Origin of the sequence: Pseudomonas retamae, from assembly GCF_043496865.1 — a bacterium.
Classification (GTDB): Bacteria; Pseudomonadota; Gammaproteobacteria; order Pseudomonadales; family Pseudomonadaceae; genus Aquipseudomonas; species Aquipseudomonas retamae.
On the sequence record NZ_JBIEIL010000001.1, the window covers coordinates 220,188 to 241,707 of the forward strand.

Below are 21,520 nucleotides of genomic sequence, written 5' to 3' on the forward strand. Positions count from 1 at the left end.
TATCCACCACGGTCAGTCCCCTCTCCCTCCGGGAGAGGGCTAGGGTGAGGGGCTTTTGATTTTCAGGTTGAGTTCAGGCATTTACCTGACCTGCGCTATCGCCAGCAGGCTGGCTGCCACAAGGTGATGTCGTTCCTACTGAAAGAATGCGTTCAAAATGTGGGAGCTTGCCTGCAAGCGATAGCGGCCGATCAGCCGACACCACTGAAACTGATCCACCACGACCCCCAGCAAAATCACAACAACTTAAAAAAACCCATAAAAAAACCCCGCGACCGAATGATGCGCGGGGCAAAAAAATTGGTTGGTTGCGGCCAACCAAAGGAGCTCTTTTAAAAGCGATTACTTGCTGGCAACGGTCTCCGGCTGCCAGCCGCCGCCGAGGGCTTTGTAGATGGCGACGATGCCGCGATACAGATCAACTTCGGCCTGGGCCTGGCTGTCTTCGGCGTTCAGCCGCTCGCGCTGTGCATCGAGCAGCACGAGGAAGTCGGTGGTGCCTTCGCGGTAGCGGATTTCAGCGAGGTCGGCGGCCTTGCGGCTCGATTCGCTTTGACGGATCAGCGAGATCAGCCGTTGCTGACGCTTGCCGTAATCGCTGAAGGCGTTTTCCGATTCTTCCAGCGCCAGCAGCACTTGCTGCTCATAGGTCGCCAGTGCGCCTTCGGCTTCGGCATCGGCGCCGCGTAAACGGGCGCGCACGCTGCCGAGGTCAAACGCAGCCCAGGTGATGCTCGGGCCGAGGGCCCAGGCATTGGCGGCCGACGAACCGATCTGCGAGCCGCGCCCGGCGGTCCAGCCGAGGAAGCCGCTGAGGCTGACGCGCGGGAACAGATCGGCTTTCGCTACACCGATACGCGCCGTGGCCGAGGCCAGTTGGCGTTCAGCGCTGAGGATGTCCGGGCGACGTTGCAACAGTTCACCCGGATCGCCAATCGGCAAGGCCTTGGCAATCGCTGGCAGGTCTTTCGGGCTCAGGTCGACGGTCAGCTTGTCCGGGCGCTCACCGAGCAGGGTGGCGATGCGGTTTTTCTGCCGCACCTGTTCCGCCTGCAATTGCGGCACGGTCGCTTCGACGTTGGCCAGGCGCGCATCGGCGCGTTCCACGTCGAGCTGATCACCGACACCGGCATCACGCAGGCTGACGGTGATCTTGCGTGACTCGACCTGGTTGTTCAGGTTGGCCACTGCGATCTTTTCGCGCAGTTGCGCACCGCGCAGTTGCCCGTAAGCGTCGACCAGTTCGGCAATCATGGTGACTTGCAGTTGATACAGGTCGGCTTCGGCAGCCTGCTGGTCGGCGTCGCTGGCTTCCAGATTGCGCTGGATGCGCCCGAACAGGTCCAGTTCCCAGGCCATGTCCAGGCCCAGATCGTAGCGTTCGCTGTTGACCCGGTCGGTGGTCTGGCCGGGAATCTGGCCTTTGCCCAGGTCACTGCTGGCACGGCTGGTGATGGTCGGCATCGCGTCGTTGCTGGCATCGTCGCGAATTGCCCGAGCGGCTTTCCAGCGGGCAAACGCTACGCGCAGTTCACGGTTGCCTTGCAGCGATTGCGTGACCAACTGGTTGAGGGTCGGGTCATCGAATTGCTGCCACCAGATGCCTTCGAATTTCGACCGGTCGAAGTTCTTTTGCCCGGCGGCGCCGTCGGTGGCGGCCGTGATGTTGGCCGCCTCCGTGGCTGGGGTCTTGTAGTCGGGGCCGACGGCGCAGGCGCTGAGGGCCAGCACCAACAGGCTCGGCAGGAAGACTTTCAGACTCATTGATGCGCCTCCAGTGGCTTTGGAAGGTTGTGCGCTTTGGCCGCCTTGCGGGCCTCACTGCGTTCAACGAAGTTACGGATCAGCACGTAGAACACTGGCGTCAGCAACAGACCGAAGAAGGTCACCCCGAGCATCCCGGAGAACACCGCCACACCCATGGCATGACGCATCTCGGCACCGGCACCGCTGGAGAACACCAGTGGCACCACACCCATGATGAACGCGAAGGAGGTCATCAGGATCGGCCGCAGACGCAGACGGCAGGCTTCCAGTACCGCGGCGAGCGGGTCGAGGCCTTCTTCCTGTTTGTCCTTGGCAAACTCGACGATCAGAATCGCGTTCTTACAGGCCAGTCCCACCAGTACGATGAGGCCGATCTGGGTGAAGATGTTGTTGTCACCGCCCGAGATGATCACGCCGGTGATGGCCGAGAGCAGGGTCATCGGTACGATCAGGATCACCGCCAGTGGCAGGCTCCAGCTTTCGTACTGAGCAGCGAGCACCAGGAACGCCAGCAATACGCAGAGCGGGAACACGAACAGCGCGGTGTTGCCGGACAGAATCTGCTGGTAGGTCAGGTCGGTCCACTCGTAGGTCATGCCGTTCGGCAGTTCTTCCTTGAGCAGTTTCTCGATGGCTTTTTCCGCCTGGCCGGAGCTGTACCCAGGGGCGGCAGCACCGTTGATTTCTGCGGTGATGAAGCCGTTGTAGTGCATCACACGGTCCGGCCCCGAGGTGTCGCTGACCTTGATGAAGGTCGCCAGCGGGATCATCTCGCCTTTGTTGTTGCGTACTTTCAGCTGGCCGATCTGGTCGGACTCGAGGCGGAACTGCTGCTCAGCCTGAACGTTGACCTGATAGGTGCGCCCGAAACGGTTGAAGTCGTTGGCATACAGCGAACCCAGGTAGATCTGCAGGGTGTCGAAGATGTCGCTGACGGCCACGCCGTGGGTCTTGGCTTTTTCGCGATCGATAGCAGCATCGACCTGCGGCACGTTCACGGTGTAACTGGTGAACAGGCCGGCCAGTTCCGGCACGTTGTGGCTCTTGTTGATGATGTTCATGGTTTCTTTGTACAGCTCGTCGTAACCGAGGTTGCCACGGTCTTCGATTTGCAGACGGAAACCACCAATGGTGCCCAGACCCTGTACCGGCGGTGGCGGGAAGATCGCCATGTACGCCTCTTGAATGTTCGCGTACTGACCGTTCAAGGCCCCGGCGATTGCACCGGCGGACATGCTCGGGTCTTTACGCTCGTCGAACGGTTTCAGGGTGACGAAGACGATGCCGGCGTTCGGGCTGTTGGTGAAGCCGTTGATCGACAGGCCCGGGAACGCTACGGCGCTTTCCACGCCCGGCTGTTTCAGCGCCAGGTCAGACATGCGCTTGATCACGTCTTCGGTGCGATCCAGGCTCGAGGCGTCCGGCAGTTGCGCGAAGGCCACCAGGTATTGCTTGTCCTGGCCGGGTACGAAACCGGTCGGCGTGCTGGAGAAACCGAAGAAGGTCAGCACCATCAGGCCTGCATACAGCAGCAGGGCGATGCCGCTGCCACGGATGACCCGGCGCACGGTGCCGACGTAACCATGGCTGGCACGATCGAAGAAGCGGTTGAACGGGCGGAACAGCCAGCCACCGAAGATCTTGTCGAGCACTTTCGAGAAGCGGTCTTTCGGCGCGTCGTGGCTTTTCAGCAGAACGGCGGCCAGCGCTGGCGACAGGGTCAGCGAGTTGAAGGCCGAGATCACCGTCGAGATGGCAATGGTCAGGGCGAACTGCTTGTAGAACTGCCCGGTAAGGCCGGAAATGAACGCGGCAGGTACGAACACCGCACACAGCACCAGCGCCGTCGCGATGATCGGGCCGGTCACTTCACGCATCGCCCGTTTGGTCGCTTCGACCGGTGTCAGTCCGAGTTCGATGTTTCGCTCGACGTTCTCCACCACCACGATGGCGTCGTCCACCACGATACCGATCGCCAGTACCAGGCCGAACAGCGACAGGGCGTTGAGCGAGAAGCCGAACAGGTGCATCACCGCAAACGTACCGATCAACGATACCGGCACCGCCACCAACGGAATGATCGAGGCGCGCCAGGTCTGCAGGAACAGGATCACCACCAAGACCACGAGGATCAGTGCTTCGAAGAGGGTGTGAACCACCGCCTCGATCGAGCCGCGCACGAAGATCGTCGGGTCATAGACGATGCTGTAGTCCATGCCCTGCGGGAAGCCTTTCTTCAGCTCTTCCATCTTGCCGCGAACTTCGTTCGAGATATCGATGGCGTTGGAGCCCGGGCGCTGGAAGATCGGAATCGCCACGGCCGGCTGGTTGTTCAGCAGCGAACGCAACGCGTATTGGCTGGAGCCGAGCTCGACGCGAGCGATGTCTTTGAGGCGGGTGATTTCGCCGTCGTCACCAGCACGAATCACGATGTTTTCGAACTCTTCCTCAGTGACCAGACGGCCCTGGGTGTTGATCGACAACTGGAAGCTTTGCGCGGTCGGGGCAGGGGGGGCGCCGAGCTGGCCGGCAGCCACCTGACGGTTCTGCTCGCGGATCGCAGTGACCACGTCGGTTGCAGTCAGATTGCGCGAAGCGGTCTTGTTCGGATCGAGCCAGACACGCAGCGAGTAATCGCCCATGCCGAACAGCTGCACGTCACCGACACCACCGAGACGCGCCAGCTCATCCTTGATGTTGAGGATCGCGTAGTTGGACAGATAGAGCATGTCGTAGCGCTTGTCCGGGGAGGTCAAGTGCACAACCATGGTCAGGTCGGGCGAGGCCTTGTCGACGGTGATACCGATGCGCGTCACTTCTTCTGGAAGTTTCGGCTCGGTCCGGGTCACGCGGTTCTGCACCTGTACCTGCGCGTTGTCCAGGTCAGTGCCCAGGGCGAAGGTGATGGTCAGGGTGATCTTGCCGTCAGCGGTCGATTGCGAGGACATGTACAGCATGTTCTCGACGCCGGTGATGGCTTGCTCCAACGGCGCGGCCACGGTTTCACCGATGACTTTGGGGTTGGCACCCGGGAAGTTGGCACGCACCACCACGGTCGGCGGCACGACTTCCGGGTATTCGCTGATCGGCAACTGGAACAGCGAGATCGCACCGGCGATCAGGATCAACAGCGACAGCACCGCTGCGAAGATCGGCCGGGAAATGAAGAATTGGGAAAAATTCATCGGAGTTGTCGTCCCTTAACCGCGTGGGGTCGTGGCAGCCAGCTTCGCAGCCGAACCCGACGCACCCTTGGCAGGGGCGACTTTGGGCAGGTTGCTGGCTTCCAGCGCTTGACGTTGTTGGGCGAGGGCGGCGAGGGTCTGCTCGCTGGCCATCGGGATCACTTCAGGGGTAACCGGCGAGCCGGGACGCACCCGCTGCAGGCCCTTGACGATGATCGTGTCGTCTTTCTGCAGGCCGGTGCGGACGATGCGCAGGCCTTCGATTTTCGGCCCGAGCTCGACAGGGCGGTAAGCGGTTTTGTTGTCCGCATCCATCACCAGCACGAACTTCTTGCCCAGGTCGGTGCCGACGGCTTCGTCGTTGATCAGCATGGCGTTGTAGGTGCCGCTGCCGACCAGTTTCAGCCGTGCGTACAGGCCTGGGGTGTAGGTGCCGTCAGTGTTGTCGAACACCGCGCGGCCACGGATGGTGCCGGTTTTCGGGTTGACCTGGTTGTCGACGAAGTTCATCTGGCCGAGGTGCGGGTTGCCGTCCTCGTTGGACAGGCCCATGTACACCGGGGTCGTCGCGCCGCGCTGACCGTTGCGGGCCAGTTGGGTGTACTTGAGGAACACACGCTCGTCGGCGTCGAAGTAGGCGTAGACCTTGTCGGTCGAAACGACGCTGGTCAGGGCAGTGGTGTCGGCGGTGACCAGGTTGCCGGCGGTGATCTCGGCACGGCTGACGCGACCGCTGATCGGCGCGGTAACGCGGGTGAAACTCAGGTTCAGTTTGGCCAGATCGAGTTGCGCTTGCAGGGCACCGACGGCGGCGCGGGCTTCCTGGGCAGCGCTGGTGCGCGAATCGGCCAGTTCGGCGGAGATCGCGTTGCTGGTACGCAGACGTTCGCCGCGAGCGGCTTCGTTTTCACTGCGGGTGGCGGTGGCGCGGGCTTGGGCAACCAGGGCTTCGAGGCGGCGGACCTCGGCCTGGAACGGACGCGGGTCGATCTGGAACAGCAGGTCGCCTTTCTTGACCAGTGCGCCTTCGGTGAAGGCTACCTGATCGATCTGGCCGGAGACCCGTGGACGGATTTCGACGGTTTCCGGCGCTTCGAGGCGCCCGGTGAATTCGTCCCACTCATTGACCGGTTGTTCCAGCACCTTGGCCACGCTGACTTTTGCAGGTGGCATGGCAGCGGCGGTCTCCGGGGTTTTGCCGCAGGCGCTCATCACCAGTACGGCCAAAAGGGCCAACGGGAAGCGCAAATGTTTGAGTGAATGTTCCATGGATGCATCCGCCAAAGTATTGAAGATGGGCGGATGATGCTCGGCGGGGTGTGATGGCACGAATCGAATGAAGCAAAGGTAACTATCATTCGGAATGATATAAGACCGTGATCAGCCCTCTAGCGTGCACCTTTCGTTAGGGGGCTATCAATAGGGTTGTGGGCAATGATCTGTTGCGTGGCGTGCAACGATCGCGGTTTATGGGTCGCGTTGGATTTTGTGGGAGTTTGCCTGCAAGCGATGGCTTTGTTTCAGGCGCTGGTTTTTTTGGATGCTGTGTACATATCCGTTGCTGCGGTAACGGCCACTTACGGTTCCGCCCTTACGGCGGGTCACCTTTTTCAAACGCCAAAAAGGTAACCCAAAACGCTTGCTCCTGCGTTCGGCCCTCGCAGGCTCGGGTCCCTTCGCTCCGGGATCGATCCGGGCGCAGCGGCTACGGTTTGCTGCGCTGCACCTCCTTCCGCTGTGTCTGGCTGCGCCAGACGGTCGCTGCGCTCCCACGCCCGGATCAATCCCTCCACTCAGCCTTCCGACGTCGCTGGTTAGGCAAGATCAAGATCAAAGGCACTCGAGCTAAAGCTCATTGTTGAGTGGTTAGAAGCGTCGCTTGGCTTGGGATTTGCGGTGGATTTGCCCCTCACCCCAGCCCTCTCCCGGAGGGAGAGGGAGCCGATCTTTGGGCTTTTCAAATTTTGCGTTCGACTCGGTATCGCAGGTCGGCGTTGCTCTCGCATCCACCCCGATCAGTCCCCTCTCCCTCCGGGAGAGGGCTAGGGTGAGGGGCTTTTGATTTTCGATTGCTGGCCTGGTGATGCACGCGATCCCTGTGGGAGCTTGCCTGCAAGCGATGGCGGTCGCACAGGCGACACTTTCATTGCCAGACCCACCGCCATCGCCAGCAGGCTGGCTCCCACAGGTTACGCGGCAATTAAAACGCCGAACCCACCATTGCAGCGGGCCCGGCGAGCCAATCAGAGTTTCGGCAACTGGCCGATGCGGCCGATCATTTCGGTGACGATTTGCAGGTCCAGCTGGAATTGCTCGACGGTTTTGAATTCGCCGTCGGTGTGGCCGGTGTATTTCACGTCAGGCATGGCCAGGCCGAACTGCACGCCGTTAGGCAGTTCATGCACCGAAGTTGCGCCTGCAGAGGTGCCGAACTCGTGTTTCATGCCAAGGTTTTCGGTGGCGACCGCCAGCAATGCCTTGACCCATTCACCCTCGGGGTTGCGGTACATCGGTGCTGCGACCGAATAATCGAACGCCACTGCGACGTGAGTTTTCTTGCTCCAGGCGGCGAGTTTGTCGGCGATTTCGGCTTTGAGCTTCTCCGGCGACTTGCCCTTCGGCACTCGGAGATTGACCGCCAGCTTGAAGGTCTTGTCGTCCATGCCGACGAAGGTCGGCGAGGTGGTCAGCGGCCCCATGAACGCGTCGGAGAAACCGACGCCGAGCTTGTTGCCGAGATAATCCAGGCCCCAATTGTCGGCGAGGTAACGCGCGGCGTCGGTGATGTGGTTGTGTTTGAACGCGACCTTGCCATCAAGGCTATTGATGAAGTCGAGCATACGCGCCACCGGATTGACTCCGGACTCGGGTTCGGAGGAGTGCGCGGACACGCCAGTCACCGTCAGTTTGACGTCCTTGCCATCGACTTTGGCGCTGACCTCGAAATCGCCACCGTTGCGCTTGGCGTATTCGTTACCGGCCTTTTGCAGGCTGGCCGCCAGTTCTGCGGGCTTGTCGGTGAGCAGGGTGGCTACCGAGGCAGATGGGATCTGATTGGTCGCCATGCCGCCGGTCAACGCAACGATTTCTGCACCGTTGCCTTCGCCTTTGCGCTTGGCGAAGTTGGCCATGACGGTGCCGTAACCTTTTTCGGCGATCACCACCGGGTAGCCGCCGTCCAGTGCGAGGTTGTAGTTGGGCGTCGGGTTGCGTTCGAAGTAGTAGGGGATCGCGTCACCCGTGGTTTCTTCGGTGGTGTCGACCAGCAGCTTGAAGTTGCGCACCAGTGGCAGCTTTTCTTCCTTGATCACCTTCATTGCGTACAGGGTGACGACGATGCCGTTCTTGTCATCTTCAGTGCCGCGACCGTACATGCGGTCACCGATCAGGGTGATCTTGAACGGGTCGAGGCGGGTGCCATCCTTGAGCACCCAGTTTTCCGGCGTCACCGGCACCACATCGGCGTGCGCGTGAATGCCCACGACTTCGTCACCGCTGCCGTCGAGGGAAATCTCGTAGACGCGATTGTCGATGTTGCGGAATTTCAGACCGAACGACTCGGCGAGACTCTTGATCTTCGCGGCGATCTTGATGAATTCCGGGTTGTCGTGCTGCTCGACGCCGTCCTTGCGGTAGGTCGGGATCTCGACCAGCTCACGCAGGGTTTCGGTGGCCGCAGCGCTGTATTTCACTCGCGTGTACAGCCCGAGCAGGCGATAGATTTCGTTCTGCTGTTCAGCGGTCAGGGTCTTTTTGCCGAGATAGGCGCTGATGGCCGGGCTGATCTCGGCTTTTTTCGCCAGATCACTTTTGCCCAGTTCAGTGAGGAACTGATGGAAATCAGTCACCGACGTGGTGTTGTAGGTTTTCAGTATCTCGGCGCTTTGCTGCGCGGTGATGTTGGCTTGTGCAGGCGCGGTGAAGACGGCGAGGCCGGCCAGCATCAGCGTTGTGGCCGCGAGTTTTTTGAAAGGGACATTCATTGCGAAAGGCATTCCTTTGCAGAGTGATAAATAAGTCGTGCCTGAATCTCAGGACACATGCACTTACAAACTACCACCGCTGCGCAGGAATGCGGGAGCCCTGAAACGGGACGTGTCGCACAGAACGGCAAAAGCGACGCATCGATGAAAACCTCTCACGGCGCAAAAACGCGTCATGACTTGATCATGAGCGGTTATTCATGCTCAGCTCGTGGCCGCCAATTCGATCGGATGACCGGCCCATGAAAGATCTCCCGCCGACCGCAACCTTGCGTGCCTTTGAAGTCGCCACCCGGCACCCGACTTTCACCGCTGCCGCAGAAGAACTGCATGTGACCCAAAGCGCGGTCAGCCATCAGCTCAAACACCTCGAAGCGCTGTGGGGGCTGCAGTTGTTTGAGCGCGGCAAGGCGCTACGCCTCACCGCCGCGGGGGCGACGCTGGCGCCGATCGTGCGGGAATTTTTCATCAGTCTGGAGGCGACACTGGCTGACTTGCGCGAGCAAAAGGGCAGGGTGCGGCTGAGCGTCAGCACGACGTATTCGTTTGCGCTGAAATGGCTGTTGCCGCGATTGCCGAATCTTTCGCGGCAGCACCCCGAACTGTTGGTGGCGCTGGACACTACAGACAAAATCATCCATTTCGCCGCGGGCCAGGCTGACGTGGCGATCCGCCTGGGCAAGGGCAACTACCCGGGGCTGTATGCGGAGTTTCTGTTCGGCGAGCAGGTATTTCCGGTCGCCAGTCCCGAATTGTTGCAACGCTTAGGCATGCCGCACAGCCCGGCCGAACTGCTGCACTTTCCGCTGCTGACCCGCGATGGCGCCGAGCTGGTGCCGAAATGGGAAGCCTGGTTCGAAGCCATCGGGCTGGGGTTTTCGCCCGTTCGCGAAAGCGTCCGGTTTGGCGACACCAACATGACGGTCGAAGCGGCTTTGCTCGGTCAGGGTGTGGCGCTGGTGCGCAGCGGCCACGTCGGGAACGAGATTGCCGATGGCCGACTGGTGCGCCTGTTCGACGTGCCATTCGCATCGCCGCTGGCCTACTACTTTGTCTGTCCCAAGGGCATCGAAGCGCAGCCGCACATTGTCAGCTTTCGCCAATGGTTGATGAGCGAGGCGATGAAAGTCCGCTGAGTGGATACATGAGGAATTACTCATGACACAGTGAGGAGACTTCGCTTCAGTCCGCTGATTGCCTTACCTAATATGGTGCCCATGCCTACTCATATCGTCATCCTGGTTCTTTTCGCCGCACTGCTGCATGCCAGTTGGAACGCTCTGCTGCGTGGCGGAGCTGACAGGCTGTGGTCGATGACGGTGATGTGCATCGCCATTGCGATCACCTGTGCCATCGCCGCTGCGTTCATGCCGCTGCCCGCCGCCGCAAGCTGGGGTTACGCGCTGCTCTCGGCGCTGCTGCATGTCGGCTACAACCTGTTTCTGGTGCGCAGTTACCGGGTCGCGGAGCTGGGCCAGGTCTATCCGATTTCCCGTGGGTCGTCGCCAGCGCTGATCACCCTCGGTGCTGCCGTTTTCGCCGGTGAACGCATCGCGCCCGGCCAACTGCTTGGCGTTGCGTTGGTGTCGGGCGGAATTATTTCGCTGGCCTTTAGCGGGCGCAGGCTGTCGGTGCCGAGCCTCCCTTACGCGCTCGGCACCGGTTGTTTTATTGCCGCTTACAGCGTTGTCGACGGTATCGGCGCCCGGCTGTCCGGCGCGCCGCTGGCCTACACCGTGTGGATGTGCGCGTTGTGGGGTTTGCTGATGCCTGCGGTGTATATCGCCCTGCGCGACGCCCGCAGCCTGTTCACCCTGCGTCCCGGAACGTCAGCCGCCGTCATCGGCGGGCTGGTCTCGTTGCTGGCCTACGCCATCGTCATTTACGCAATGAACGAAGCGCCGCTGGGCGCGGTATCGGCATTGCGCGAAACCAGCGTGCTGTTTGCGGCGTTGATCGGCTATCTGTTTCTCGGCGAAGCACTCAGCGTCCGGCGGATATTGGCGTGCGTGGTGATCGTCAGCGGTATTTTCATCATCGGCTGACACGGCCGACCAATCAGGAGTCAGGTTCATGAGTGAAGTCTCGCAGGCACCCTTGATTCTGATCACCGGTGGCAGCCGCGGAGTGGGCGCCGCCACGGCCCGACTCGCTGCCGCGCAAGGCTATGACGTCGCCATCAGCTACGTGGCCAACGAGTCCGCGGCGCGGGCGGTGATTGCGGATGTGCAAGCCGCGGGGCGCAGGGGGTTGGCGGTGCGCGCCGACAGTGCCGATCCTGAACAGGTCGCCGAATTGTTCGCGGCCATCGACCGCACGTTCGGACGCATCGACGTGCTGGTCAACAATGCCGGGATGCTGGCCAGGCAATCGCGTCTCGAAGACCTCGACTTCGCGCGGATGCAACGCATTTTTGCGGTCAACGCCATCGGCCCGATCCTGTGCGCCCAACAGGCCATCAAGCGCATGTCGCACCGGCATAACGGCCCGGGCGGCGTGGTGATCAATGTGTCTTCGGCATCGGCGCGTCTCGGCAGCCCCAATGAATACGTCGACTACGCCGCGTCGAAAGGCGCACTGGAAACCTTCACCATCGGCCTGGCCAAGGAAGTCGCCCGCGAAGGCATACGCGTCAACTGCATCCGCCCCGGCCACATCTACACCGACATGCACGCCAGCGGCGGCGAACCGGGACGAGTCGATCGCGTCAAGGACTCGATTCCCATGGGCCGAGGCGGGCAACCGGAGGAGGTTGCGCGGGCCATTCTTTGGCTGGCGAGCGCCGAGGCATCGTTTGTCACTGGTACCTTTCTGGATGTGACCGGTGGGAAGTGATTCAGACGGCTGAAGCTGTATCGGCTTTGAAACTCAGCCGAGCTGACGGACTGAAGGCGCAGCCGAACTCTCACGTATCGTCAGCTCAAACGGCAGGATCACGTGCTGCTCAGGTTTGATCTTTTTCTCGATCAGATTGATCAACATCTCCACAGCCTTGCGGCCAAAACCTTCGGCGGGCTGGGCAATGGTGGTCAGGGGGGGATCACAGTAATGCGCCAACGGAATATCATCGAATCCCACCACCGAGATATCTTCGGGCACCCGCAGGCCGGCTTCCTTGATGCGCTTGAGCGCGCCAATGGCCATCTCATCATTTTCACAAAACAGCGCGGTAGGGCGATCGCTTAGCGTCAGCAGGGCGGCGGCGCCGTCGTAGCCGGCGCGCAAGCTGAAATCGCCGTGGCAGATGATCGCCGGGTCGCTGGGGATGCCTGCCTTGGCCAGCGCCGCCTGATAACCCGCTACCCGCGCTTGGGTAAGGGGGCTGTGTTGAGGGCCTTTGATCAGGCCAATCCGCCGATGGCCCAGACCGATCAAGTGTTCAGTCATGGCCTTGGCCGCGGCATGATTGTCGAGGCTGATGGTGGGATGGCGTCCACCCTGGATGACTTCACAGGCGTTGACCATCGGTGGCGGCTCAGCGCTGCCGGTCGGGAAGGGGTCATAGGCGCGCAACTGGATCACACCGTCAGCCTGATGCGCGTAGACCAGTTCGGCGAACTCACGCTCGATCTCTTCGCGACCCTGGGTATCGCACAACAGCAGTCGATAACCGGCGGCCTGGGCAGCCGATTGCGCGCCGCTGATCACCCGGGCAAAAAAGCTGTTGGCAATCTTTGGAACCAGAATCACGAGGTTACCGGTGCGCCGTGAGCGGAACTGCACGGCCATCAGGTTGGGGCGATAACCCGCTTGCTCGACGGCGGCATTGACGATGTCTCGGGTGGCCTGGCGCACACGCTCGGGCGATTTCAGGGTGCGCGATACGGTGGCGACCGAAACGCCAGCGAGCCGCGCGACTTCACGGATATTGGACAAAACCACCTCATGTGTGAACTGAACGTCGGGCGAGCTTACAGCAGGTCTGCCTGCGCTTGAATCCTTGCGAGCGTGATGATCAGTTTGACAGCTCAGGCCCGAGCGCCTAAATTCCTGCTCAAATGTAACCGGTTACATCCTAATGGCTTCCAGCCGCGCCGGACAGAGAAGGTCAGCAATGAACACAGTGATTCCTAAAATAAGAATGGGCTTTGTCGGTGGCGGAGAGGGCTCGTTTATCGCTCAAGCGCATCATCAGGCCGCGGGGCTCGATGGCCGCTTTGAGTTGGTGTGCGGAGCGTTCAGTCGCGACGCACAGAACAACCTGCGTACCGGCAACCGCTTGGGCCTGCCTCAGTCGCGCTGTTACAGCACATGGCAATTGATGCTGGAAGCCGAGCGTGCGCTACCGGCTGAGCAGCGCATGGAGTTGCTGGTAATCGTGACGCCCAATCATCTGCACGCGCCGGTGGCCAGCGAAGCACTGGCTGCAGGTTTTCATGTGTTCAGCGAGAAACCCGCTGCGTTGAGCCTGGCTGAACTGCAGGACCTCAGAACCCGGTTGAACAACAGCGCCGGACTGTACGGCCTGGCGCATACCTATCTGGGTTACCCGATGGTCTGGCAAGCACGGGACATGGTGCGCAACGGCGTCATCGGAAACGTACGCAAGGTGCTGGTGGAATATCCCCAGGGCTGGCTCAGCCAGGATGTAGCCGGGCAGGGCAACAGGCAGGCCGAGTGGCGCGGGCAGCCAGCGTTGTCCGGTGCGGGCGGCTGCATCGCCGATATCGGCACCCACGCCTTTTCCCTCGCCGAGTTTGTGGCTGATCAAACCATCACCCACCTGTGTGCCAACCTCGGTGTGCACGTCGAGGGCCGTCAGTTGGATGACGATGCCGCCATGCTCTTCAAGACGGCACAAGGGGCCAGCGGGGTGCTGATCGCCAGTCAGGTCTGTGCGGGCGAAGAGAACCCCCTGAGCATTCGAGTCTACGGTGACAAGGGCGGCCTCGAATGGCGTCAGGAACAGCCCAACAGCTTGATTCATCGCTCACTCGAGCAACCGATGCGCACCCTGCGTTCCGGCACCGGGCAGCCGTGGTTGTGCGCGGCCGCGACCCAACGTATGCGCCTGCCCGCCGGGCATCCCGAAGGTTATCTGGAAGCGATGGCCAATCTCTACGGCGACTTTGCCACGGCCATTCGCACAGGTGGCGCTAAAAATACCGCGCCTGGCGTGCCGGGGATCGAAGTGGGCCTGCGCGGCATGGCGTTTATCGAAACAGCCATTGCCAGTCACCACAGCGATGCCAAATGGACGCCTTTGGAGTGCAACGTATGAAACCGCAACCATCCGCTGTGTCCGCGACTGCTGCGGTTTCCCAAGGCCTGCGCGGCCCGGGGATCTTTCTGGCGCAGTTCATCGGTGATGAAGCGCCATTCGACACCCTGGCCAATATCGCGCAATGGGCGGCGTCCCAAGGCTACAGCGCCATTCAACTGCCGACGCTGGGCACACGCTTTATCGATCTGCAACGCGCGGCTGAAAGCCAGAGCTATTGCGATGAATTGAAAGCCGTGTGCGCCCACGCCGGCGTGGAAATCAGTGAACTGTCGACGCACCTGCAAGGGCAATTGGTGGCGGTTCACCCGGCGTTCGATGCGCTGTTCGATGATTTTGCGCCGGCTCATTTGCGCGGCCAGCCTCAGGCGCGCACCGAGTGGGCCATCGAGCAATTGAAACTGGCGGCGCGGGCCAGCCAGCGACTGGGCCTGACCGCACACGCCACGTTTTCCGGGGCTCTGCTCTGGCCCTACATGTACCCGTGGCCGCAGCGCCCAAGCGGTCTGGTCGAGCAAGGGTTTGCCGAACTGGCCAAGCGCTGGTTGCCGATCCTTGACTGTTTCGACGAGGCCGGTGTCGACCTGTGCTACGAAATTCACCCCGGTGAAGACCTGCACGACGGCGCCTCGTTCGAGCGTTTCCTTGAAGCCGTCGATCATCATCCCCGCGCCGCGATCCTCTACGACCCCAGCCACTTGTTGCTGCAACAGATGGACTACCTGGGCTTCATTGACCGTTATCACTCGCGTATCCGCATGTTCCACGTCAAGGACGCGGAATTCCGTCCGGATGCACGTTCCGGTGTCTATGGCGGTTATCAGGGCTGGGTCGAGCGTCCCGGACGCTTCCGTTCGCTGGGTGACGGGCAGATCGACTTCAAGTCGATTTTCAGCAAGCTGACTCAATACGGATTCAGCGGCTGGGCCGTGCTGGAGTGGGAGTGCTGCCTGAAAGACTCGGCGCAAGGCGCTGCGGAGGGTGCTGCATTCATCCGCGAGCACATGATTACCCGAAGCCAAAAGGCCTTTGACGATTTCGTCAGCGTGGCCAGCGACGCGGCTTCCAACAGGCGCTTGCTGGGCTTGCCCGACGCCTGAGTTTCACCCGCTGCTTCCAATAAAAACAAGACGGTGACTGTGATGACCTGGATGACCGCGCGCCTGAGCGCCATGATGTTTCTGCAGTTCTTTATCTGGGGTGGCTGGTTCGTCACCCTGGGCACTTTTCTTTCCAGCCAACTGGGCGCCAGCGGCAGCCAGATCGGCATGGCGTTCTCGACCCAATCCTGGGGCGCGATCATTGCCCCGTTCGTGATCGGTCTGATCGCTGACCGTTTCTTCAATGCCGAACGCATTCTGGCGGTGTTGCATCTGCTGGGCGCGGTGTTGCTTTATCAGCTTTACCGGGCGGCGGATTTTGCCGCGTTCTATCCCTACGTACTCGCCTACATGATGATCTACATGCCGACGCTGGCATTGGTCAACTCGGTTGCCTTTCGGCAGATGCGCGACCCGGCGCTGGAATTCTCGCGCATTCGTGTGTGGGGCACCGTGGGCTGGATCGTTGCCGGTGTGGTGATCAGTTTTGTCTTCGCCTGGGACTCGAAAGCCGCGATCGCGTCGGGCGGCCTGCGCAACACCTTCCTGATGGCGGCGCTGGCCTCTCTGGTGCTGGGCGTCTACAGCTTCACGCTGCCGCGTACCGCACCGTTGAAAACCGAGAACGCCCGAACTGGCGTCAAACAGCTACTTGGCCTCGACGCCCTGGGCCTGTTGAAAGACCGCAGCTACCTGGTGTTTTTCATCGCCTCGATCCTGATCTGCATCCCGCTGGCGTTCTATTACCAGAATGCCAATCCGTTTCTGGCGGACATCGGCATGACCAACCCCACCGCGAAGATGGCCATCGGGCAGGTGTCCGAAGTGCTGTTCATGCTCCTGTTGCCGCTGTTCATTCACCGCTTCGGCATCAAGATCGCGTTATTGATGGGCATGCTGGCATGGGCCTTGCGCTACGTGTTGTTCGCCTACGGCAACAACGCCGACCTGGCCTTCATGCTGTTCACCGGTATCGCCCTGCACGGTATCTGCTACGACTTTTTCTTCGTCTCCGGGCAGATCTACACCGACGCCAAAACCCCTGAGCGCTTCAGAAGCTCGGCCCAGGGCCTGATCACCCTGGCGACCTACGGCGTTGGCATGCTGATCGGCTTCTGGGTCGCGGGGCATGTCTCCGATTATTACGCCACACCTGAAGGGCATCAGTGGCAGAGCATCTGGTTGTTTCCGGCGTTCTTTTCACTGGGCGTGGTGTTGGTGTTTTTGTTTGCCTTTCGTGACGCTCGCAAGTCCGGGATGGTGCCTGCCAAGGCTTGAGCGGGGACCTGCGCCTGTTCGCCTCGGCCATCGACTAGCTGCGTTCGGCTTGCCTGACCTTGCGACTCAATCCAGGCGTCTCGCCTGTAATGCGTTTGAATGCACGACTGAACGCGGCCTGGGAGGTATAGCCCAAACGCTGCGCTACCTCTTCAATCGGTAGCCTCTCGAGGGTCAGCCATTGGCTTGCGAGCCGCATTCGCAGTTCGGTGACATAGCGCAGCGGGGCCATGCCAATGGTTGTCTGGAAGCGGTCCGCGAAGGCCGAGCGTGAGGTATTGCAGTGTTCTGCCAACTGCGCAACAGTCCAGTCGCGGCCCGGTTGTTGATGGAGCGCAAGCAGTGCACCGGCCAAGCGGGGGTCGCGCAAGGCGGCGACCAGGCCAGAAGCATTCCCGCAGGCGCACTCCACCCAGCCGCGAACGACCATGGCGGCTACCACGTCGGCCAAACGCGCGAGGATACCGGCGTAGCCAACGCGTGCGGCGCTGACCTCGCGTTCCATGGTGGTCAGGATCGGCACCAGCCCGGGGTAGCGCTGGCCGCCGGCGTCAATCAGCATCAAGCCCGGCATCAGCCTGCCAAGGCCATGGATACTGCCCAGTTCAAACTCCATACAAGCACTGAACAAAATAGTGCTCGGGGCAGGGCTGGCATCGGTTCCGGTGTCTACCGCGCGGACGGCGTCACCCAAGGGCGCACCGTCCAGATGATCGATGTCCTGGACAGGCGCATCCGGATGGGAAAACAGTCGATGGGCTACGCCATGGGAGATGAACACCGCGTTGCCGGCAGACAGCGCATAGGTGCTGCCGTCGTCCATTCGCAGCACCGCATTGCCGACGGCCATGAAGTGGAACCAGGCGTGCCCTGGTTTTTCCGCAAAGCCCAAACCGAAGATTGAGCCCGTCTGGATACGCCGGTAGTCAACGCCACGCAGGCGCATGCTGCGCAACAGTTCGTTGATGAGGTCCGAGGAGAGAGCAAATTGATCTGCAGGCATCGTTCAGGTGTTTCGGTCAAAAAGCAGAGACTCAGGATCATAGATCATCCAGTTTTCGACGCCTAGACTGCGGCTCGAAATGAAGATTGGGAGATCCAAACAATGACTGACTGTGTATGTAACACCGCGTCCGACCGCCATTGCGGCGTCAGCGCTGACGTAGAGCCAGCAGCACCCGCGTGGATGGCTGTCTTCTCGTTGGCAATGGGGGTGTTCGGATTACTGACCGCTGAATACCTTCCGGCCAGCTTGTTGACGCTGATGGCGACCGAGCTGGGCGTGTCCGAAGCGCTGGCGGGGCAGGCAGTAACGGTGACAGCCGTGGTGGCGCTGTTCGCTGGCTTGTTGGTGCCTGGTCTGACCCGCGGCATCGACCGACGTTGGGTGTTGTTGGGTTTCTCCCTGTTGATGGTCGCTTCCAATCTGTTGGTCGCCGTTTCCTCAAGCTTCGCGGTGCTGTTAGTGATGCGCATCTTGCTGGGCATTGCGCTTGGCGGGTTCTGGAGCATGGCGGCGGCAGTAGCGATGCGCTTGGTGCCGAGTGCCTTGTTGCCGCGGGCGCTGTCGATCATTTTCAGCGGCATCGCCATCGGCACAGTAGTGGCAGTGCCGCTGGGCAGCTATCTGGGCGGGTTGTATGGCTGGCGCAGCGCGTTCTTTGCAGCGGCGGCGGTAGGCATGGTGACCCTGGCTTTCCAGTCATTCACGCTGCCGAAACTCGCGCCGCGGCGGCCAGCAAGGCTTCGCACCGTTTTCGAGGTGTTGCTGCGCCCAGGCATCGCCATGGGGATGTTCGGTTGTGTGCTGGTGCACAGCGGACACTTCGCGATGTTTACCTATGTTCGGCCATTCCTTGAAGGGACTACCGGGATCGGTTCGCAAGGGCTGTCACTGATGCTGCTGGGGTTCGGTGTGGCGAACTTCGTCGGCACGTTGTTAGCCGGCAGGCTGCTGGAGCACCACCCGTTGGCCACTCTGGTGCTGATGCCCGCGCTGGTCGGTGTTGCAGCACTGGCGTTGGTGCTGCTGCCGGCCTCGGTGCCGGCGCAGGCGGCGCTGCTGGCAGTCTGGGGCTTGGCCTTTGGTGGTGTGCCGGTGGCGTGGTCGAACTGGGTCGCCAGCGCGGTACCCGATCAGGCGGAAAGCGCCGGAGGCATGGTAGTGGCCTCCGTGCAGTCAGCCATCGCCACGGGCGCCGCCGCAGGTGGGGCGATGTTCAGCCTCGGTGGCAGCGCAGGCGTGTTCGTAGCGGCGGCCGTGCTGATGCTGCTGGCCGCGTTGCTGATTGCCCTGCGTGTTCGCGTTCCCTCTAGCCATGGCGTTCACCCGCCCAAACCGGCGTTGCACCTTTGATCCGGTTTTCCCACCGCCTCGATTCGCCGCAAATCGTTGCGCGCAGCAGGTATCGGTAATGCGCTGGAATGGTTGGAAAAATGGTCAGCTGAACGGGCTGTCCGGCGACGCTTAAAGACTGTCCGGATCGCCGAAGAACATCTGAATCCGCGACCTCAACCAACGCTCACCCGGGTCATTATCCTGCGACCCCCGCCAGGCCATGTGCAGTTCAAACGTGCGCGTCGGCAACGGCGGGTCTTCGGCGCGCAGTCCGCCAGCAGCCGTCAACGCATCTGCGGTGTAATCCGGCACGGTCGCGACGATGTCCGTGCCCGCCAGCAGCGTCCCCAGGCCATTGAATTGCGGCACGGCCAGCACCACGTGGCGTTTGCGGTCGAGTTTTTCCAGTTCTTCGTCGACAAAGCCGCTGAGGTCGCCGGCAAACGACACCAGCGCATGCGGGCGCGCGCAATAATCGTCTAGGCTCAGCGGGCCGGGTACGGTGTCGGCGCGCAGCAGTTTGGGGGCGCTACGGCGCAGGACTTTGCGCTTGGCGTTGGCCGGAAGGTCGGTGGTGTAGCTGACGCCGATCGAGATTTCGCCGGAGGCCAGCAGGCCGGGCATCAGGATGTAGTTGACCCGGCGCACCACCAGCACGATGCCCGGTGCTTCGGCGCGCAGGCGCTTGAGCAGCATCGGCAGCAGGGCGAATTCGACGTCGTCGGACAAGCCGATGCGAAATACCGAGGTGCTGGTGGCCGGGTCGAACTCCGCCGCGCGGCTGACGGCGGTGGAAATCGAGTCGAGGGCGGGCGAGAGCAGGGCGAAGATTTCCACCGCGCGGGCAGACGGTTCCATGCTGCGCCCGGTGCGCACGAACAGCGGGTCGTCGAACAGGCTGCGCAGGCGTGACAGCGCCGCGCTGATCGCCGGTTGTCCGAGAAAGAGCTTTTCTGCCGCCCGGGTCACACTGCGTTCGTGCATCAATGTTTCGAATACGATCAACAGGTTCAGGTCGACACGACGCAGGTCATTACGATTCATCTGGAGTCCTGGCAGAGTCATCAAGCTTGACGAGAGCGGCCATATGAGAACAATGGCCGGCATGAATCTTACGGGGAAAGGCTGGTACTCTGCACCGGAAAATTCAGCTTTTACCAGACGGCGGCAGCGCTTTTTTGCTGATTGTTGCCAATGCCGCCCCAGTTGCGGAATCAATGACAGGCATGTCGACTATTAATAGCCACTGATGGTCTTGGGCCGAAAGCCCAGATAGAGTTCATGGCATTAGAGGTTACTTTGACGAGGTTTGCGATGTCCCGCACGATCCGTTTTCACAAGTTTGGTCCGGCCGAGGTGCTCAAATGCGAAGAGCATGCGGCCGCTCAGCCAGGTCCTGGCGAAGTGCAGGTGCGTGTCGAAGCCATCGGCATCAGCTGGTATGACACCCTCTGGCGTCAGAACCTGGCTTCGTCCCAGGCACGTCTGCCATCGGGCCTTGGCCATGAAATGGCCGGTGTGGTCACCGCAGTCGGTGCCGACGTCGAGGACCTGTCCGTTGGCGACAAGGTCGCCAGTTTCCCGGCTGAAAGCCCCAACGACTATCCGGTTTATGGCGAGTCGATTGTGCTGCCGCGTACCGCGCTGACCCGTTATCCGGACGTCCTCAGCCCGATCGAAGCCAGCGTGCATTACACGCCGCTGCTGATCGCCTACTTTGCTTACGCCGATCTGGCGCGGGTCAAGCCGGGGCAATTCGCCCTGGTCACCGATGCCAGTCATTGCGCCGGCCCGTCATTTGTCCAGTTGGGCAAGGCGCTGGGTGTGCGGGTGATTGCCGCGACCAAGGAAGCCGGGGAACGCGAGTATCTGCTGTCCCTTGGTGCAGAGAAAGTCATCGTCACGGAAGAGGAAGATCTGTTGATGCGAGTCAACAAGATCACCGACAACCGTGGCGTCGATGTCGTGTTCGACGGGCTGGGTGGCCCGCAGATGTCGCTGCTCGGCGATGTGCTGGCACCGCGTGGCAGCCTGGTGCTGTATGGCTTGCAGGGCGGCAATCAGACGCCGTTCCCGGCCTGTGCGGCATTTCAGAAGAACATCCAGTTCTTCGTCCATTGCATCGGCAATTTCACTGGCAAGCCCGAGCTGGGCATCACCCAGGACCACGTCGCCCTGCAACGTGCACTGCGTGACATCAACCAGCTCACCGCTGACCGCGTACTGCTGCCGCTGAAAACCCGTGTATTCGCGTTCAACGAGTTTGTCGAAGCACATCGCTACATGGACGAATGTCCGTGCCGCGAACGGGTCGCCCTGCAAGTCGAACCGGCATAAACCCTGCCCCTCGGAGTCCGTGGTCCCACGGACTCCTCTGCGTTTAGTCTTCCTTGCGAAAACCCCATTTGTTGAAGCGGCATCCGCATGCCTTTTCTACAACTGAACTGGTTTTTGCTCTCGATCTGTATCTTCTAATCGCCATATAAGCCCTGATAATTGAATGATTACTTTCATCTCAAGGAATGAGCCATGGCTGTGCATTCTATTTGTCCTGCGCGACATCTAACGGTTGAAACTGTTGATAGCGGCAACTTTTGTTTAATTGCTGTAAGACGATTCGGAAACCGCTTCTCTTTTTCTTGTACTCA

15 protein-coding genes are annotated in these 21,520 nt (G+C 61.0%); 8 read left to right on the top strand and 7 right to left on the bottom strand.

Translation table 11 applies throughout. The features are described from left to right. Positions 1–342: 342 nt before the first annotated feature. The 4 genes from ACGSLL_RS00940 to ACGSLL_RS00955 form a co-directional block, all read right to left on the bottom strand. The gene (locus ACGSLL_RS00940) at positions 343–1,764 is read right to left on the bottom strand and encodes an efflux transporter outer membrane subunit (protein WP_090283548.1); all 1,422 of its coding nucleotides are present in this window, start codon (positions 1,762–1,764) and stop codon (positions 343–345) included. Next, the gene (locus tag ACGSLL_RS00945) at positions 1,761–4,952 is read right to left on the bottom strand and encodes an efflux RND transporter permease subunit (protein ID WP_394502240.1); all 3,192 of its coding nucleotides are present in this window, start codon (positions 4,950–4,952) and stop codon (positions 1,761–1,763) included. The genes ACGSLL_RS00940 and ACGSLL_RS00945 overlap by 4 nt, the downstream gene beginning before the upstream one ends. 15 nt (positions 4,953–4,967) lie before the next feature. Continuing rightward, positions 4,968–6,221, bottom strand: a complete 1,254-nt coding sequence (gene mexE, locus ACGSLL_RS00950) for a multidrug efflux RND transporter periplasmic adaptor subunit MexE (protein WP_394502242.1) — start codon at positions 6,219–6,221, stop codon at positions 4,968–4,970. Between the two features lie 974 nt (positions 6,222–7,195). Beyond that, a complete protein-coding gene (locus tag ACGSLL_RS00955; protein WP_394502244.1) occupies positions 7,196–8,935 on the bottom strand; it encodes a dipeptidase in 1,740 nt (579 codons plus the stop codon). A gap of 242 nt (positions 8,936–9,177) precedes the next feature. Between ACGSLL_RS00955 and gcvA the strand changes: the two genes are divergently transcribed. The 3 genes from gcvA to ACGSLL_RS00970 all read left to right on the top strand — a co-directional run bounded on the left by gcvA (position 9,178) and on the right by ACGSLL_RS00970 (position 11,770). Next, positions 9,178–10,071, top strand: a complete 894-nt coding sequence (gcvA, locus tag ACGSLL_RS00960) for a transcriptional regulator GcvA (RefSeq protein WP_394502246.1) — start codon at positions 9,178–9,180, stop codon at positions 10,069–10,071. 81 nt (positions 10,072–10,152) lie between these two features. Beyond that, entirely contained in the window at positions 10,153–10,980 is an 828-nt protein-coding gene (locus ACGSLL_RS00965; protein ID WP_394502248.1) for an EamA family transporter, read from the top strand. Between the two features lie 28 nt (positions 10,981–11,008). After that, a complete protein-coding gene (locus tag ACGSLL_RS00970; RefSeq protein ID WP_394502250.1) occupies positions 11,009–11,770 on the top strand; it encodes an SDR family oxidoreductase in 762 nt (253 codons plus the stop codon). 33 nt (positions 11,771–11,803) lie between these two features. On the opposite strand, the gene ACGSLL_RS00975 is transcribed toward ACGSLL_RS00970, so the two are convergent. After that, positions 11,804–12,811: a LacI family DNA-binding transcriptional regulator gene (locus ACGSLL_RS00975; RefSeq protein ID WP_394502252.1), complete on the bottom strand. Its 1,008-nt coding sequence runs from the start codon at positions 12,809–12,811 to the stop codon at positions 11,804–11,806. Between the two features lie 178 nt (positions 12,812–12,989). Between ACGSLL_RS00975 and ACGSLL_RS00980 the strand changes: the two genes are divergently transcribed. Genes ACGSLL_RS00980 through ACGSLL_RS00990 form a run of 3 tightly spaced genes read left to right on the top strand, consistent with a single transcriptional unit; the run spans position 12,990 to position 16,534 of the window. After that, positions 12,990–14,156, top strand: a complete 1,167-nt coding sequence (locus ACGSLL_RS00980) for a Gfo/Idh/MocA family protein (protein ID WP_394502255.1) — start codon at positions 12,990–12,992, stop codon at positions 14,154–14,156. Further along, positions 14,153–15,256 (top strand): sugar phosphate isomerase/epimerase family protein, encoded by a 1,104-nt coding sequence (locus tag ACGSLL_RS00985; RefSeq protein WP_394502257.1) that lies wholly within the window; start codon positions 14,153–14,155, stop codon positions 15,254–15,256. The genes ACGSLL_RS00980 and ACGSLL_RS00985 overlap by 4 nt, the downstream gene beginning before the upstream one ends. A gap of 42 nt (positions 15,257–15,298) precedes the next feature. After that, the gene (locus ACGSLL_RS00990; protein WP_394502259.1) at positions 15,299–16,534 is read left to right on the top strand and encodes an MFS transporter; all 1,236 of its coding nucleotides are present in this window, start codon (positions 15,299–15,301) and stop codon (positions 16,532–16,534) included. Positions 16,535–16,568: 34 nt separating this feature from the next. Here the strand turns inward: ACGSLL_RS00990 and ACGSLL_RS00995 are convergent, their stop codons facing one another. After that, on the bottom strand, positions 16,569–17,537 hold the full coding sequence (locus ACGSLL_RS00995) for an AraC family transcriptional regulator (protein WP_394502261.1): 969 nt from the start codon (positions 17,535–17,537) through the stop codon (positions 16,569–16,571). Positions 17,538–17,639: 102 nt separating this feature from the next. Between ACGSLL_RS00995 and ACGSLL_RS01000 the strand changes: the two genes are divergently transcribed. Further along, complete coding sequence (locus tag ACGSLL_RS01000; RefSeq protein WP_394502263.1) at positions 17,640–18,890, top strand: MFS transporter; 1,251 nt, start codon at positions 17,640–17,642, stop codon at positions 18,888–18,890. A 111-nt stretch (positions 18,891–19,001) separates the two neighbouring features. Here the strand turns inward: ACGSLL_RS01000 and ACGSLL_RS01005 are convergent, their stop codons facing one another. Then, positions 19,002–19,916, bottom strand: a complete 915-nt coding sequence (locus ACGSLL_RS01005; RefSeq protein ID WP_090283491.1) for a LysR family transcriptional regulator — start codon at positions 19,914–19,916, stop codon at positions 19,002–19,004. Between the two features lie 270 nt (positions 19,917–20,186). On the opposite strand from ACGSLL_RS01005, the gene ACGSLL_RS01010 reads away from it, so the two are divergent. Beyond that, positions 20,187–21,209 carry a zinc-dependent alcohol dehydrogenase family protein gene (locus ACGSLL_RS01010; protein ID WP_394502266.1) on the top strand — a complete coding sequence of 341 codons (1,023 nt, stop codon included), beginning with the start codon at positions 20,187–20,189 and terminating at the stop codon, positions 21,207–21,209. Positions 21,210–21,520: the final 311 nt, after the last annotated feature.

Bases quoted from the DNA above. Each gene is read 5' to 3' on its own strand.
- ACGSLL_RS00995 (WP_394502261.1), bottom strand. From the start codon at position 17,537: ATGCCTGCAGATCAATTTGCTCTCTCCTCGGACCTCATCAACGAACTG.
- ACGSLL_RS00990 (WP_394502259.1), top strand. From the start codon at position 15,299: ATGACCTGGATGACCGCGCGCCTGAGCGCCATGATGTTTCTGCAGTTC.
- ACGSLL_RS01005 (WP_090283491.1), bottom strand. From the start codon at position 19,916: ATGAATCGTAATGACCTGCGTCGTGTCGACCTGAACCTGTTGATCGTA.
- mexE (WP_394502242.1), bottom strand. From the start codon at position 6,221: ATGGAACATTCACTCAAACATTTGCGCTTCCCGTTGGCCCTTTTGGCC.
- ACGSLL_RS00980 (WP_394502255.1), top strand. From the start codon at position 12,990: ATGAACACAGTGATTCCTAAAATAAGAATGGGCTTTGTCGGTGGCGGA.
- ACGSLL_RS00955 (WP_394502244.1), bottom strand. From the start codon at position 8,935: ATGAATGTCCCTTTCAAAAAACTCGCGGCCACAACGCTGATGCTGGCC.
- ACGSLL_RS00940 (WP_090283548.1), bottom strand. From the start codon at position 1,764: ATGAGTCTGAAAGTCTTCCTGCCGAGCCTGTTGGTGCTGGCCCTCAGC.
- ACGSLL_RS01000 (WP_394502263.1), top strand. From the start codon at position 17,640: ATGACTGACTGTGTATGTAACACCGCGTCCGACCGCCATTGCGGCGTC.
- ACGSLL_RS00965 (WP_394502248.1), top strand. From the start codon at position 10,153: ATGCCTACTCATATCGTCATCCTGGTTCTTTTCGCCGCACTGCTGCAT.
- ACGSLL_RS00985 (WP_394502257.1), top strand. From the start codon at position 14,153: ATGAAACCGCAACCATCCGCTGTGTCCGCGACTGCTGCGGTTTCCCAA.
- gcvA (WP_394502246.1), top strand. From the start codon at position 9,178: ATGAAAGATCTCCCGCCGACCGCAACCTTGCGTGCCTTTGAAGTCGCC.
- ACGSLL_RS01010 (WP_394502266.1), top strand. From the start codon at position 20,187: ATGTCCCGCACGATCCGTTTTCACAAGTTTGGTCCGGCCGAGGTGCTC.
- ACGSLL_RS00970 (WP_394502250.1), top strand. From the start codon at position 11,009: ATGAGTGAAGTCTCGCAGGCACCCTTGATTCTGATCACCGGTGGCAGC.
- ACGSLL_RS00945 (WP_394502240.1), bottom strand. From the start codon at position 4,952: ATGAATTTTTCCCAATTCTTCATTTCCCGGCCGATCTTCGCAGCGGTG.